This is a genomic window from Roseovarius sp. JB2-10 (assembly GCF_055693585.1).
In genome coordinates, this window is sequence record NZ_CM146337.1 from 3,783,536 (window position 1) to 3,796,737 (window position 13,202).

The window sequence follows — 13,202 nt, forward strand, 5'->3', positions numbered from 1 at the left end:
TCCTGAGCATCCATCGCTCGCCTAGGTGAGGTCAATGTCCGTCGGAACTCAAGCATAACAGACAAGGTCACTGGCCCAAAAACTCGCGAGCATGCCTGTTGCGAACAAAACAGATGCGAGTGCCATGACAAATATTGGCATGGTCCGAATGCACCCCGGGAGCAGAAGGCATCAGATACCGTCACACGGATTATATCTAGCCATCGCCTGTGGGCGTCACGGTGGACATACGCGATCCGCGGGCTAAAATAAGACCTAAGTTACGTCGTACAATGTAAGTCGAAATCGGCCGCCTACCTTTTTCATGCCGGAACGACATCGTACGCGCCTTTGGTTGCCGGTGGATTTTTTTACTAAAACGCGCGCTTTTTTGTTCTTGCGTGGGTTGTGAATAAAACACAAAACAGCTACATACAGATAGATAGACTACCTGAGTGCCACTGGTACGATTTTGGATGATCCAAAGACCACCACAGAACGATTTAATCAGCGCCGAATCCGCGGGCGTTTTCATGTCACACAGACCCCAACACACCAGTTCAAATGGAGAAAATTCATGACAAAACTAACCCTCAACGGAACTCTTCATGAGATAAGTGGTGATCCCGACATGCCCCTTTTGTGGGCCATTCGTGACCTTGCCGGGTTACCGGGCACCAAGTTTGGGTGTGGTGCGGGCCTGTGCGGTGCCTGTACTGTGCATGTGGACGGCGTCGCGCAACGCTCGTGCCAGATATCACTTGCAGATGTCGCCGGTCAGCAGATCACCACAATCGAGGGGCTTGATCAAAATGGCGACCACCCGGTGCAAGAGGCATGGCGCGAATTGAACGTGCCGCAATGTGGATTTTGCCAAGCCGGTCAGATCATGCAGGCCTCTTCATTCCTCAAAGAAAATCCGAACCCGACGGATGATGAAATCATGGAAAACATGTCCGGCAATGTCTGCCGGTGTGGCGCCTATGAACGGATCGTCGACGCGGTGCGTCTGGCAAGCACAAGGACCTGAACCATGCTGAAGTATCTGGAACAATTTACACCTAAAGCGCCCACGCAGATTAGTGTTGGCAAGATGTCGCGCCGGGGATTCCTGGGCGTGAGTGGCACCTTTGTACTGGCAGCCTGGGCAAAGCCAAGCCATGCATTTGATACCTATGCCGTTGGCGGCACAGACATGCCACACGGGTTGGTCGAAGATCCCTTGATCTTTGTTTCGATCGACGCGGATGGTACCGTCACGCTGGTCGCACACCGGTCGGAAATGGGGACAGGAAGCCGCACATCGCTGCCAATGGTCATGGCCGACGAAATGGAGGCCGATTGGGGCCGCGTGAAGATCGTGCAGGCCCCCGGTGATGAGCCGAAATACGGCAACCAGGACACGGACGGCTCCCGTTCTTTGCGCCACCACATTCAGGCGGCCCGCAAGATAGGTGGATCAGTACGCACAATGATGGCGCGCGCCGCGGCCCAGGAATGGGGGGTAGATGCCACCCAAGTCCGCGTGGAAAATCACGTTGCCATCCACCCTGATGGCACAGAGCTGGGGTTTGGCGATCTTGCCGAAGCCGCCATGGCGCAACCGGTGCCCACGCATGAAGAGATTGCCTACAAGACCGAGGATCAGTTCCGCTATATCGGTAAGGGAAATGTCGGCATCACCGATTTGCGCGATATCACGACGGGCACCGCCGTTTATGGCGCTGATGTTCAGATCGAAGGTATGAAGGTTGCCGTGATCGCCCGCCCGCCGGTTGTTGGTGGCCGTGCGGTTTCCTACGATGCAACCGATGCCCTGGCCGTGCCGGGTGTGCACTCTGTGCACGAAATCCCGTATGGCGGATTGGCACAAAAATTCGCCCCACTGGGCGGGATTGCAGTTGTGGCCGACAACACCTGGGCGGCGATGCAAGGCCGGGACATGTTGGAGATCGAGTGGGAGGCGGGCGCGCACGGCAGCTACAATTCCGAAAGCTTCCTGCAAGAGCTGGCCCAGACAGCGGAACAGCCGGGTACAATTGCGCGCGACAAAGGTGACATTGATGGCGTCCTTGCCAGCGCAAGCCGCACCTTTACGCGGACCTACACACAGGATCACATCGCCCATATCCCGATGGAACCCCCTGCCGCCGTCGCGCATTACAAAGAGGACGGCACGCTGGAGCTTTGGGCCCCTGTACAAAGCCCCTATGCGGCGCGCACGGATACCGCGGCAGCCCTTGGTCTGGACCCCGAACAGGTCACCATGAACGTCACGCTTCTGGGCGGTGGGTTTGGTCGCAAATCCAAAGGCGACTATGTTACCGAGGCCGCTCTTTTGTCGCGCGAAACCAAAACACCGGTGCGCGTGCAATGGACCCGGGAAGACGATGTGAAGCACTCGTTTTACCACACCATCTCGGCGCAACGGATTGAGGTCGCGCTGGATGATGCAGGCAAAGTCACGGGCTGGCATCACCGAGCGGTTCAACCGTCGATCCTTTCGACCTTCGCGCCGGACGAGGGGAATGTGTTGCCCCTTGAGCAAGGCATGGGCCTGACCGATCTTCCGTTCGATATTCCCAACATCCGCGCCGAAAACGGCAAGGCGCTGGCCCACACCAGGATCGGATGGTTCCGCGCCGTGTCGAACCTGCCCCATGCATGGGCGATTGGTTCCTTTGTTGGCGAGCTTGCCGAGGAGTTGGGCAAGGATCAGCTTTCCATGTGGTTGGAGCTGTTGGGGACCCCTCGCAAACTAGACTATGCCGAGGCCGCCTTCCCAGAGAACTTCTGGAATTACGGCGAACCCTGGGATGAGTTCCCGATCGACACTGGCCGGATGGCAGATACGTTGAAACTGGCCGCTGAGGGCATCGGTTACGGCAAGGAGCTGCCGCCCGGCGAAGGTATCGGCTTGGCCGTGCACCGAAGCTTCGTGTCTTACGTAGCGTGCGCGGCACATGTGAAAATCGTCGATGGCACCATCACCATTCCCGAGATGCACATGGCAATCGATTGCGGTTTCGCAGCCAACCCTGAACGCATCGAAAGCCAGATGCAAGGCGCGGCCGTAATGGGCATGACCACGGCGCTGCATTCCGGCATCAGCTTCGAAGACGGGGCCGTGGTGCAGGAAAACTTCTACGACTACGACGTGGCCCGCGCCGACAACTTCCCCCGCAAGGTGGTGACGCACATCGCCAAGCATCCGTTCTCGGTGCCGGCAACTGGCGTTGGAGAGCCGGGCATGCCACCAGTGCCGCCGGCCATCTCGAATGCGCTCTTTGCCGCAACCGGCGAGCGGCGTCGGAAATTGCCAATGGGCCTCGACGTCTAACATGAAAAAGCCCTGTTGCGGTTTGACCTGCAGCAGGACTTTTTCGGGGCTTCGATCAGCTGTTTTTTCGACAGTGTCGTTGAGAAACGGGGTCGAAGGTCTGGCCAAGTTGATTGGCAGGATTGCGACGCCAGAATCCATAGCTTGAAACAGAAAAAGGGGGAGCTTTTGACCGGCTCCCCCTTTCACACTTCATAGCAATTTACAGATCAGCAGCGGCTACGCTCCGAATGCTGGGCCAATTTTCATCTGCCTTGGTGATGATCCCTGTCTTGTCTTCCATGAATTGCGCAAGAACCTCGCCGTTCAGGAAAACGTACAGCTTGCCATCAACAACAGCCGAGTATTCTGGGTTGCCGTCCAGTTTCTTCTCATAAGCAACGCCCAATGTGCAGAAGCCGCCGTTTTGCGGTGTGTATTTGGCCGGGTTTGCTTCAAACGCATCCTTGTTTTCAGCGCTATCGAAGTAGTAGGCCACGCCGTCATGGGCCGCAAAGAACTGCGGGTCGCCATCGACCTGTGTGCCATTCAGCAGCGCGACAGGGTCAGCCCCATGCAGGCCAAGCGGTGCACCCGCGTAGGTCATACCGGGTGCCACATTGAATTCGTCAGCGGCTAAGGCAGGCGTCATTGTCAGCGATGCGCCCAACAGTGACAGTGCGACGATGCTGGATGTTGTGAGGTTTTTCATAGGGTTATCCTTTTGGGAGGGTTAGTAGTAGAGAGATGAGTATCTATGCATAGATAGTTATTTTAGGTGAAATAGACGCGCAAAAAGCAGAGGCCCGTTATTGTTTGAACCCTCTTTCGGCGCGTCCCTGGCAGTCTAGTTGTTCGTGTGAGAGTCGTAGACCTTGCCGCTGATCTTCCACGCCCCTTCTTCCTTGTAGAGGACGAAGAAATCCGTGAAACGATTGCCGCCCCAGTCAATGAACTCGACGCGCGCCGCAGCAGCAGGACCAGACACATTGATCCACGCGATATGATGGCGGACATTGTCGGACGCGCCGCCATCGGCAACAGCACCGGCAAAGGTATCGGCGTCCAGATTGTACACCGTTCCGTCAATTGATCCGAGAATATGAGCGTGATCATAAAACGCGGAACGCGTCAGTTCACCATCACCGGTGCGTGCGGACGTGATGTAGGGTTGCAGGGCTTTTTCGATCGCCGCGTATTCAGCAAAGCTTTGGCTTTCCAAAACTTTACCATTTTCGGACCCTTGGGCAGTCTGCATGGGAAGCGCGAGCAGGCTAAGTGCCAGTATGCTGCTCTTGATGGTTTTTTGGCGCATTTTCAGGTCCTTTCAGGAGGTAGGTGGAGGGTCGTGAGTGGTGGTTTCATCAGCTAAACGCGTGGGAATCCCATGCCTTGCTTTCGATCATCCATGTCTTGTCGTGCTTTTGCAGCACATAAAGATCCGTGAATGACGAGCCGGTACAATCGGTGAATTCTACAAGTGCAGCAGCGGCATCTCCGACCAGATCAATCGAAGAAACATGATGTTCCCGATCGTGGCACGGGTCAGCGGGTGTGGCAGACGCACCGATTGATTGAGCAAGGAGGTTCTCAATCTTGGAAATATCGGCGTAATTGGCGTTACCAAATGTTTGCGTAGATCTGTTCTGTGACGAATGCATGGCGTTGTCCTCGGTTTCAATTTCAAATATCTATCTATATATATGTAGTTGAAATATGTAGAGGCAATCTTTGGTTCTCACAAAAAGTTCAACTGCAAGTGTTCTGCCGCACCCAAAAGGCCGCGCCGCAAAGAGCCCTTTTTGTCGTCGGGCCGAACCAGAATACGATGCCAAGTTAACTCGTCACGTGTCGAACAAGTCTTTCAGGTCTGGTTGCGATGCCATGCCTGCATAGCTGCTTCGCACCAACCACTTGGTCAACGTGCGGGTCATGAGTTCGAGCCCGGTACGTGTAAAGTTTCCGTACGCAGTTTCGCGTTCATACGGTGTTCAACAAATTAACTGCATGCAAAATTCTGCTCGCAGCTTTTTCAGATCCCGATTGCGAAATCATTTGCGACGAAATTCGATTTAAGTTGTCCTGCATCGTCCGGTCGCCAATCAGCCGTTCGACTTTGTCCACGAGCTGCTCGGGCGCCCAATCAGCTCGATCCAGACGCTCTCCGGTTCCGGTTTCCACGGCGCGCGATGCGTTATCGTGACCGTCCCAGCAATAGGGCATGACCAGCGATGGCACTCCAAAGTAAAGCGCTTCGCAAAAACTGTTATTGCCACCATGGTGAATAAAAAGATCGGCCTGTTTGACGATGGACGGCTGCGGAAACCAACTGCCCAGATAAACGTTGTCCGGCACTTTCTGATAGCTTTCCAGAAACCCGCCGACATTAACGTAAAAGCGCGCGGCGAGCGTGGCGAAAGTCTCGATCATCCGGCTGATCAGTCCGGTATCAATCGCGCCAAGGCTGCCAAAACTGAGATAGACAATAGGGCCTTCGTTGACTGGCAACATCGGTGGATCGAAGCGGGCCTCCTCGCGCACACATCCTTCCAGGAACACAAACCTATCCTCAAGCAACGGGCTGGCCCGGTCATACCGGATCGCAGATGGGGCAAGCAGAAGGTTCAAATGGTCCGACACCTCCAGAAATTGCCCCTCAGGCAGGGCAGCCAACCCTCGGCTCCGGCGAAACCGGTTGTACCGCGCATGTGCGGACGCCGTGGCCGCCAGGTAAGCCGTTTCGAATGCCTTCCGGTCGGGATCGTCTGCCCTCATTCCGGACAAGTACGGTGGCACATTGGGGTCGGAAATTTCCGTCTCGGCGCAGGACACAACCCGGACCCACGGGACGCCCGCATTGGCAATCGCCGGGAACATGATCACGTTATCAAGCACGATCGCGTCCGGCTTGATACGTTTCAGCAAAGCCTCAAGCCCCGCCTCTGCCTGGATCGCCGTATCAACGATGGCCTCCCATGTCGGTGCAACATAGCTGGTCAATTGTGCCGTCGGAGACTGATTGAAATGCGCCAGATGGGTCGAAATGAAAGACTGCCAGTTTTCGTCGGATTGCTGGGGTGATTGGGTGGCTGCAGGCAGGTGATACTCTTTGAACCCGTATTCCGAAAAGACACCGGTGAACCCGGCGTGGCACAGAAAAACCGGCACGGCGCCGGACCGTTGCAGTTGCTGGGCGATGCCCACGCAGTTCAGCGCAGCGCCAAAGCTGGCTTCGGGGAAAAATGCGATCACCGGCGCGGTCATGCGATCGTACTCTGCGCTACCGGACGAATGCCCCGGTTGGCCGCCTGTGGCCTGCGGATTTGTGACCGGCGCAGATGCAGCACCATCTGATCCGCCGCAAGCTGGTGTTGTGCCCGTTCAAGACTGTCGAGGATATCCAGATGCTCTTCGAGCGATTGGCGCAGCCTGAAATCCGGGATCGTTTGATCCTTCTGGGTCGAGGATCGCAAGCGATGATGCGCCAACAAGGCTCCGCGAAGAAACCGGTTGCCCGAACCTTCGGCAATCAGGCTGTGGAACGCGCAATCAAGGCGCAAAAACGCGGCACTACCCATCCCGCCTTCTGACCGCGTCATGAGGTCATTCATCTGTTGGCGCATCATTCCGGCCTTCTGGTTATCCATGGAAAACCCAGGTGCCATGATCGCTTGCGGTTCGAGCGCGAGACGGAAGGCAAGGCTGTCGGACAGGGCATTTGGCGTGTCGAGAATCGGCTGGAACGCCCAGGCGCGGCCCGGAAGTTGTGTCACGATCCCATCAGCGCCTAGTATTTTTAATGCATTAAGTACAGCCGATCTTGGTGCGCCGTATTTTCTGACAAGGGCACTCACGGACTGAACATCGGTGATACGGCGCTCTGCACGATCCTTCAGAATTCGGTCGGCAAGGCTGTCCTCAACCTCATCAAGCTGCGCCAACCCGTCGGTCATCGCAACCTCCGGTCGCACCATCAAAAAATACCCCTCCTCAGCGCGCCGCACCACAATACCATTATTTTCCAGTATTTTAAGCGCCGACCTGATGGGCGTTCGGGAAACACCGCACGCATTTGACAGCGTCGTTTCTGGGAGGTGGTCGCCCTTTCGCAAACTTTGCTCCAGGGCGAATTCGACAATCTGGCGCGCCAGCTTCAGGTGGTTTTGACGTGTGTTGCTGCGCGGTTTTAGCATTTGTTCGGCTTGCGTCGTCGGTTTCGTGGGATCGGGAATTCGCCAAGGCGGGAGCTTCGGAAAAAGACTGCAAAAACACTTTGACGTATTTTTGCTGCGATTAATACTGAAATTATCGCGATTATGAAGAATCGCAAGACCAAAAGTCCGGGCCTGCGGGCACCGGTCATTAACATACGATCCCGGGAGGAATTTCATGACTTCACTATTTCGCCAGACCAGCACCTGCCTGATCACCGCCCTGACTGCTTTCGGCCTGCCCGCGATGGCAGACCCGCTAACCGTTTCAAACTGGGACGGGTACATGGCCGCGGATGCAATCGATAATTTCAACGCGGAGACCGGCAACGAGGCCGAACTTGTCCTGCATGCCACCAACGAAGAGATCATGGGAAAACTGATCGCCTCCAAGGGCGTTGGCTATGATGTGGTTTTCGTGTCGTCGCCATTTGCCGAGGTTCTGAACAATCTTGGCCTTGCGGAAGAGCTGGACCATTCGAAAATTCCAAATATCGCGAACCTCTATGCCGAGGCGAACAGCCTTGAACACGACCCCGGCAACGTCTTTTCGATGCCCTATGCCTGGGGAACAACCGGGCTTTGTTACCGGTCGGATCTGGTTGCCGAGCCCGCATCCTGGAACGACCTGCTGAAGCCTTCGGATGACGTCGCCGGCAAGACAACAATGCTGGCCACGGACCGCTGGTTGCTGGCGGCGGGGCAATTGGCGCTTGGCTATTCGGTCAATGAAACTGATGCCGACAAGATGGCCGAAGTACGCGATCTGCTGATCGACGCCAAAGGCACGTTGCTGGCCTATGACGACACGACATTCTACGCCAAGCTGGTCTCGGGTGAGGCCGAGCTGGTGCAGGCGTGGGATGGTTGGTGCAACTACGGCATCGGTGAAAATGCCGATATCAAATACATGATCCCGTCAGAAGGATCGGACCTCTGGGTGGACACGATGGTGATCCTCAAAGCGTCGGAAAACAAAGACGCGGCCTATGCATTCGTGAACTACATCCTTGATGCGGACAACCATCGTTGGGCGGCGGAAAACATCCTCTACAAAGTCCCCAATGAGGCCGCGATGGCGGGCGTGGATGCGTCGCTTATTGAGACCTTTCCGAACATGGGCATGCAACCCGCGGATATGCTGAAATTCGAGCAATTGCGCGATGTCGGCGAGGCCCAGCGCGACTATTCCCGCCTCGTGTCGGAAATCAAGGCCGCGAACTGATCAGACACCTCCCCCGGCGCAACGCTGTGGGGAGGGTTGCCCTCAAAAGAAAACCCGAAAATCCCGGTGCAGGCCTGACGCATGACAACTGACCGCAGACCGCTGCTCCTGATGACCCCGGCGCTCATGTGGCTCTTTGGGCTGATGGTTGTGCCATGCCTGCTGATCCTGGCGCTGGCATTTTTTCGGCGAGGCATCTACGGCGGCATCGAATACACGCTGACTTTTGAAAACCTGGCGCTGGTTTTTGACCCGCTTTACTTCCAGATCTTCATGAAATCGGCGGGCATTGCGGGTCTTGCGGCCACGATCGCCTGTGTCCTGGGATATGCCGCCGCCTATGCCATCGCCGCCATGCCGCGCCGCCACCAACCCATGCTGCTTTTCTTTGCGGTGCTGCCCTTCTGGTCGAACTACCTGGTGCGCACCTATGCGTGGATCGTGCTTTTGAACCGCGAAGGGCTGATCGTGAACCTGGCACGCTGGATCGGGTATGAGGGCGAACTACCAAGCATGCTCTACACCGAATCCGCCGTGGTGATTGGACTGGTCTACAATTACCTGCCCTTTGTAATCCTCAGCTGTTACGCGCCACTCTCGCGTCTGAACCCCGATATTGCCGAAGCCTCGCGCGATCTGGGCGCATCCGGCTGGACGACCTTCCGGCGCGTGACCCTGCCACAAACCGTGCCCGGCATCGCAACCGGTTTCGTCTTTGTCTTTGTCCTCTCTATCGGCAATTTCGTGACCCCTGCCCTGCTCGGCGGTGGCCAGTTCCAGATGATTGGCAATCTGGTCTATGCGCAATTTCTGACGGCCAATGACTGGCCCTTTGGCGCGGCGCTATCGATGGTTCTGATCGTTGTGATGCTGAGCCTCTTGATGCTTCAGGCCACGGTGGCCGAGCGTGCCGCGGGCGGAAAGCGCAGTGCCGATGGCTGATCGCAACACATTCCGGCTGATGCTGCTGATCCTCGGCGTCATCTTCGCCTTTCTCTACATCCCCATTTCGGTGCTCGTCGGGCTTTCGTTCAACGAAGGCGGCCTGCCCACGGCCTGGACCGGGTTTTCAACCAAATGGTACGCCGCGCTGCTGGAAAATGACGATATCCTGCAAGCCGCAGGCAACACGGTGATCGTCGCGGTATTTTCCACCGTTCTGTCGACCATTCTGGGCACTCTTCTGGCGGTAGGTGTCGAAATCCGGCGGCGCACCGGCAAATGGCTGGAAACCGTCATATTCGCGCCCATGATCATCCCCGATATCGTTCTGGCCATCGCCCTCCTCAGCTTCTTTTCGCTTCTGGGTGTGACAATGGGCCTGCACACGATCATCGTTAGCCATGTGGTCTTCAACCTCGCGTTTGTCTGCGCCGTCGTGCGCGCACGGCTCAAAAACTTTGACTGGTCGATTGTCGAAGCCTCAACTGATCTGGGGGCCTCAACTTTCACGACCCTGCGGCGCGTTGTGCTGCCAGTGTTGATGCCCGCGATCCTGGCTGGCAGCCTGCTGGCCTTCACGCTTTCAGTAGATGAATTTATCATCGCTTTCTTCACCGCCGGTGCGGGCCGGTCGTCGATCACCTTGCCGATGCAGATATTCGCGATGATCCGATTTGGCGTCACACCCGAGATCAACGCGCTGGCCACGGTGGTGATGGCGGTCTCGGTGATCGCGCTGACGCTTTCACAGCGGCTCAATCGCGGGGGGCTGCCCGGACAATGACCCGCCCGCTTTTGACCCTCCAGGATGTGCACAAGAACTTTGGTTCGGTCAATGCCGTGTCCGGTGTCACGCTGGAGATTTTCGAGAACGAGTTTTTTGCCCTTCTGGGGGCGTCGGGCAGCGGCAAAACAACGCTTTTAAGGGTCTTGGCGGGGTTTGAACAACTCTCAGGCGGCGATGTGCTGTTGGAGGGTGCCTCGATTGCCGATTTGCCACCTAACCGGCGACCCGTGAACCTGATGTTCCAATCCTATGCGCTTTTCCCCCACATGACCGTGACCCAGAACATCGCATACGGGCTGGAAATGGACCGGTTGCCCAAAGCGGAAATCGCCACCCGTGTCGATGATATTCTGGACGTGATCCAGCTCGCGCATCTGGCCAAACGCAAACCCGATCAGCTGTCAGGCGGGCAAAAGCAGCGCGTTGCGCTGGCCCGCGCGCTTGTCAAACGACCCAAGGTGCTTTTGCTGGACGAACCCCTGGGCGCGCTCGACAAAAAACTGCGCAGCGAGATGCAACTGGAGCTCAAACGTTTGCAGCATGAGTTTGGCATCACCTTCATCGTCGTCACCCATGATCAGGAGGAGGCGCTGGTGATGGCAGACCGCATTGCCATCATGAAAGACGGTGGTCTGTTGCAGGTCGGAACCCCGCACGAAATCTACGAGACACCGCACACCCGCTTTGCTGCGGACTTCATCGGCGTGATGAATTTCCTGCCTGTCACCCATGACGGCAAGGAATACGTGACCGCCGATGGCACCCGGATCGCCGCGACCAAATCCACCGATGGCTCCCTCATCGGATCGGCGGTTGCGGCGGTCCGGCCTGAGCGGCTGCATGTCGGGACGGCTGGTGACAACACGCTAACCGGAGAGATTTCGGAAATCGCGTATCACGGGCTCGACCTGCTCTTGCACATCACAACCGTGCAGATGGGCACGCCCCTGATCGTCCGAATGACAGCTGATGCCGCGGATCAACAGCGCCCTGCCGTCGGCAACCCCACAACTGTCAGCTGGTCCGCGAAGGACACGCTGATTTTCCCGGCCTGACAGGCCGGACATTACGAAAAGGAGATATCATGGAACAGAAAACTTTCGCCTTCTTCCCCGAAGCCGCTTTTGGCCCGGCACTCAATTCTGTGGGCATCGCACAGGCCATCACCAAGATGGGCCACAAGGCCGTGTTCCTGTCTGATCCGGGCTTTGTCGAAATCTACGAAGGTTATGGGTTCGAGGCCCATCCCGTGGCCCTGTCCGAACCAATGCCGCCGGAGCAAATGGCCAAGTTCTGGGAGGATTTTATCAACGGTCATATCCCCAACTTCCGCAAGGCGCCCATCGACCAGATCGACAATTACGTCAAAGAATGCTGGGAGGCGATCGTGGACAGCGCCAAATGGGCGGAAAAGGATCTGCCCGGCGTTCTGGACAAGATCAAACCGGATGTCATCGCGGTCGATAACGTGATCCTCTTTCCGGCGATCAAGCAATATGGTGTGCCTTGGGTACGGATCATCTCATGCTCGGAAAATGAAATCGAAGATCCGGCCATCCCGCCGCATCTTTCGGGCATGTCCGAAAATGACAAAACAGGCCACGCGGCCTTCCGCGCGCGGTTCGAAGAGGTGATTGCGCCCATCCACGCCGATTTCAACGAATTCCTCTCCGAATGCGGGGAAGCGCCCTACCAGATCGGTGAGTTCTTTGAGGCCTCGCCGCATCTCAACATGATGCTCTACCCCGAGCCTCTGACCTACACCCGCGCGAACCCACTGGACCCGAAGCGCTTCCAGTACCTCGAAGGCTGCGTACGCCAGGACGATCCCTACGAGGTGCCAGAATTTGCTGCCAACAATGATGGACCGTTGCTTTACATCTCCTTCGGCTCTCTTGGTGCGGGCGATACCGATCTGCTCAAGCGCCTGATCGACCTTGTCGGCAAATCCCGCTACCGCGCGCTGGTCAATGTGGGCGACTACGAGGCCGAATATTCAGACATCCCGCCCAATGTCGTGATCCAAAGCTGGTACCCGCAACCATCGGTCATCCCGCAGGTCGATGTGGTGATCCATCATGGCGGCAACAACTCCTTCACCGAATGTCTCTACTTCGGCAAACCCGCGATCATCATGCCTTATGTCTGGGACGGGCATGACAACGCGATGCGGGTGCAGGAAACCGGGTATGGCTTCCGCTCGGACCGCTATGACTGGACCGATGACGATATCATCGCCAAGATCGAGGCCTGCCTGACAGACACCACGATGCAGGGCAGACTGGCAGACATTTCCAAGCATATGCAGGGATGTGAAGGCCCGTCCAAGGCCGCCAAGCTGTTGGTGGGATTGACAGAATGACCAACCTCGCTGCTTCCGCCCCGCATATCCACGACCCTGACAGGCATGAAGACGTGGTGGATTGGGGGCCGATCCCGACCATGATCGAAGGTCAGTCCCTGACCAGCGGTAAACTGCTGCACAAAGGACCGGACGGGCAATCCGAATGCGGTCTGTGGGTCTGCACCCCCGGCAAGTGGGAATGCCATGTCACCAGGGACGAGTTCTGTCATTTCCTCGCAGGGCGCTGCACCTATGTGCATGAAAGCGGCGACGTGATCGAGGTTAAGCCCAACACCGCGGCCTTCTTTCCGCAGGACTGGAAGGGTGTCTGTACCGTCCATGAAACGGTCAAGAAGGTCTACATGATCCGCTGACCGGATCGCTGCGCCAAAGGA

13 protein-coding genes and 1 pseudogene are annotated in these 13,202 nt (G+C 56.8%); 8 read left to right on the forward strand and 6 right to left on the reverse strand.

The window, feature by feature from the left end:
• Nucleotides 1-556 precede the first annotated feature (556 nt).
• Both ACZ1HJ_RS18765 and ACZ1HJ_RS18770 read left to right on the forward strand, forming a co-directional pair.
• Entirely contained in the window at nt 557-1,009 is a 453-nt protein-coding gene (locus tag ACZ1HJ_RS18765; protein ID WP_472720148.1) for a (2Fe-2S)-binding protein, read from the forward strand.
• 3 nt (nt 1,010-1,012) lie between these two features.
• Complete coding sequence (locus ACZ1HJ_RS18770) at nt 1,013-3,319, forward strand: xanthine dehydrogenase family protein molybdopterin-binding subunit (RefSeq protein ID WP_472720149.1); 2,307 nt, start codon at nt 1,013-1,015, stop codon at nt 3,317-3,319.
• A 202-nt stretch (nt 3,320-3,521) separates the two neighbouring features.
• Here the strand turns inward: ACZ1HJ_RS18770 and ACZ1HJ_RS18775 are convergent, their stop codons facing one another.
• The 6 genes and pseudogenes from ACZ1HJ_RS18775 to ACZ1HJ_RS18800 form a co-directional block, all read right to left on the reverse strand.
• Nucleotides 3,522-4,010, reverse strand: a complete 489-nt coding sequence (locus tag ACZ1HJ_RS18775) for a YHS domain-containing (seleno)protein (protein ID WP_472720150.1) — start codon at nt 4,008-4,010, stop codon at nt 3,522-3,524.
• 135 nt (nt 4,011-4,145) lie between these two features.
• On the reverse strand, nt 4,146-4,613 hold the full coding sequence (locus tag ACZ1HJ_RS18780; RefSeq protein WP_472720151.1) for a nuclear transport factor 2 family protein: 468 nt from the start codon (nt 4,611-4,613) through the stop codon (nt 4,146-4,148).
• 49 nt (nt 4,614-4,662) lie between these two features.
• Nucleotides 4,663-4,959, reverse strand: coding sequence for a nuclear transport factor 2 family protein (locus ACZ1HJ_RS18785; RefSeq protein ID WP_472720152.1), 297 nt, complete (start codon nt 4,957-4,959; stop codon nt 4,663-4,665).
• Between the two features lie 319 nt (nt 4,960-5,278).
• Entirely contained in the window at nt 5,279-6,562 is a 1,284-nt protein-coding gene (locus tag ACZ1HJ_RS18790; RefSeq protein WP_472720153.1) for a nucleotide disphospho-sugar-binding domain-containing protein, read from the reverse strand.
• Nucleotides 6,559-7,251: an FCD domain-containing protein gene (locus tag ACZ1HJ_RS18795; protein ID WP_472722242.1), complete on the reverse strand. Its 693-nt coding sequence runs from the start codon at nt 7,249-7,251 to the stop codon at nt 6,559-6,561. Before ACZ1HJ_RS18795 ends, ACZ1HJ_RS18790 begins: the two co-directional genes overlap by 4 nt.
• Before the next feature lie 36 nt (nt 7,252-7,287).
• Nucleotides 7,288-7,797: pseudogene (locus ACZ1HJ_RS18800) on the reverse strand (GntR family transcriptional regulator); the annotation flags it as partial.
• On the opposite strand from ACZ1HJ_RS18800, the gene ACZ1HJ_RS18805 reads away from it, so the two are divergent.
• The 6 genes from ACZ1HJ_RS18805 (at nt 7,688) to ACZ1HJ_RS18830 (ending at nt 13,181) form a co-directional block, all read left to right on the forward strand.
• Entirely contained in the window at nt 7,688-8,734 is a 1,047-nt protein-coding gene (locus ACZ1HJ_RS18805) for a polyamine ABC transporter substrate-binding protein (protein ID WP_472720154.1), read from the forward strand. The pseudogene ACZ1HJ_RS18800 and the gene ACZ1HJ_RS18805 sit on opposite strands and share 110 nt — an antisense overlap.
• Before the next feature lie 81 nt (nt 8,735-8,815).
• A complete protein-coding gene (locus ACZ1HJ_RS18810; RefSeq protein WP_472720155.1) occupies nt 8,816-9,676 on the forward strand; it encodes an ABC transporter permease in 861 nt (286 codons plus the stop codon).
• Nucleotides 9,669-10,460 carry an ABC transporter permease gene (locus tag ACZ1HJ_RS18815; protein WP_472720156.1) on the forward strand — a complete coding sequence of 264 codons (792 nt, stop codon included), beginning with the start codon at nt 9,669-9,671 and terminating at the stop codon, nt 10,458-10,460. Before ACZ1HJ_RS18810 ends, ACZ1HJ_RS18815 begins: the two co-directional genes overlap by 8 nt.
• The gene (locus tag ACZ1HJ_RS18820; RefSeq protein ID WP_472720157.1) at nt 10,457-11,518 is read left to right on the forward strand and encodes an ABC transporter ATP-binding protein; all 1,062 of its coding nucleotides are present in this window, start codon (nt 10,457-10,459) and stop codon (nt 11,516-11,518) included. The genes ACZ1HJ_RS18815 and ACZ1HJ_RS18820 overlap by 4 nt, the downstream gene beginning before the upstream one ends.
• A 29-nt stretch (nt 11,519-11,547) precedes the next feature.
• Nucleotides 11,548-12,825 (forward strand): nucleotide disphospho-sugar-binding domain-containing protein, encoded by a 1,278-nt coding sequence (locus ACZ1HJ_RS18825; RefSeq protein ID WP_472720158.1) that lies wholly within the window; start codon nt 11,548-11,550, stop codon nt 12,823-12,825.
• A complete protein-coding gene (locus ACZ1HJ_RS18830) occupies nt 12,822-13,181 on the forward strand; it encodes a cupin domain-containing protein (RefSeq protein ID WP_472720159.1) in 360 nt (119 codons plus the stop codon). Before ACZ1HJ_RS18825 ends, ACZ1HJ_RS18830 begins: the two co-directional genes overlap by 4 nt.
• The last annotated feature ends 21 nt before the right edge of the window (nt 13,182-13,202 follow it).

What these genes read in the sequence shown, in the direction of transcription:
- ACZ1HJ_RS18825 (WP_472720158.1), top strand. Translation starts at nt 11,548, where the DNA reads ATGGAACAGAAAACTTTCGCCTTCTTCCCCGAAGCCGCTTTTGGCCCG.
- ACZ1HJ_RS18805 (WP_472720154.1), top strand. Translation starts at nt 7,688, where the DNA reads ATGACTTCACTATTTCGCCAGACCAGCACCTGCCTGATCACCGCCCTG.
- ACZ1HJ_RS18785 (WP_472720152.1), bottom strand. Translation starts at nt 4,959, where the DNA reads ATGCATTCGTCACAGAACAGATCTACGCAAACATTTGGTAACGCCAAT.
- ACZ1HJ_RS18820 (WP_472720157.1), top strand. Translation starts at nt 10,457, where the DNA reads ATGACCCGCCCGCTTTTGACCCTCCAGGATGTGCACAAGAACTTTGGT.
- ACZ1HJ_RS18815 (WP_472720156.1), top strand. Translation starts at nt 9,669, where the DNA reads ATGGCTGATCGCAACACATTCCGGCTGATGCTGCTGATCCTCGGCGTC.
- ACZ1HJ_RS18795 (WP_472722242.1), bottom strand. Translation starts at nt 7,251, where the DNA reads ATGACCGACGGGTTGGCGCAGCTTGATGAGGTTGAGGACAGCCTTGCC.
- ACZ1HJ_RS18780 (WP_472720151.1), bottom strand. Translation starts at nt 4,613, where the DNA reads ATGCGCCAAAAAACCATCAAGAGCAGCATACTGGCACTTAGCCTGCTC.
- ACZ1HJ_RS18775 (WP_472720150.1), bottom strand. Translation starts at nt 4,010, where the DNA reads ATGAAAAACCTCACAACATCCAGCATCGTCGCACTGTCACTGTTGGGC.
- ACZ1HJ_RS18770 (WP_472720149.1), top strand. Translation starts at nt 1,013, where the DNA reads ATGCTGAAGTATCTGGAACAATTTACACCTAAAGCGCCCACGCAGATT.
- ACZ1HJ_RS18830 (WP_472720159.1), top strand. Translation starts at nt 12,822, where the DNA reads ATGACCAACCTCGCTGCTTCCGCCCCGCATATCCACGACCCTGACAGG.
- ACZ1HJ_RS18765 (WP_472720148.1), top strand. Translation starts at nt 557, where the DNA reads ATGACAAAACTAACCCTCAACGGAACTCTTCATGAGATAAGTGGTGAT.
- ACZ1HJ_RS18790 (WP_472720153.1), bottom strand. Translation starts at nt 6,562, where the DNA reads ATGACCGCGCCGGTGATCGCATTTTTCCCCGAAGCCAGCTTTGGCGCT.
- ACZ1HJ_RS18810 (WP_472720155.1), top strand. Translation starts at nt 8,816, where the DNA reads ATGACAACTGACCGCAGACCGCTGCTCCTGATGACCCCGGCGCTCATG.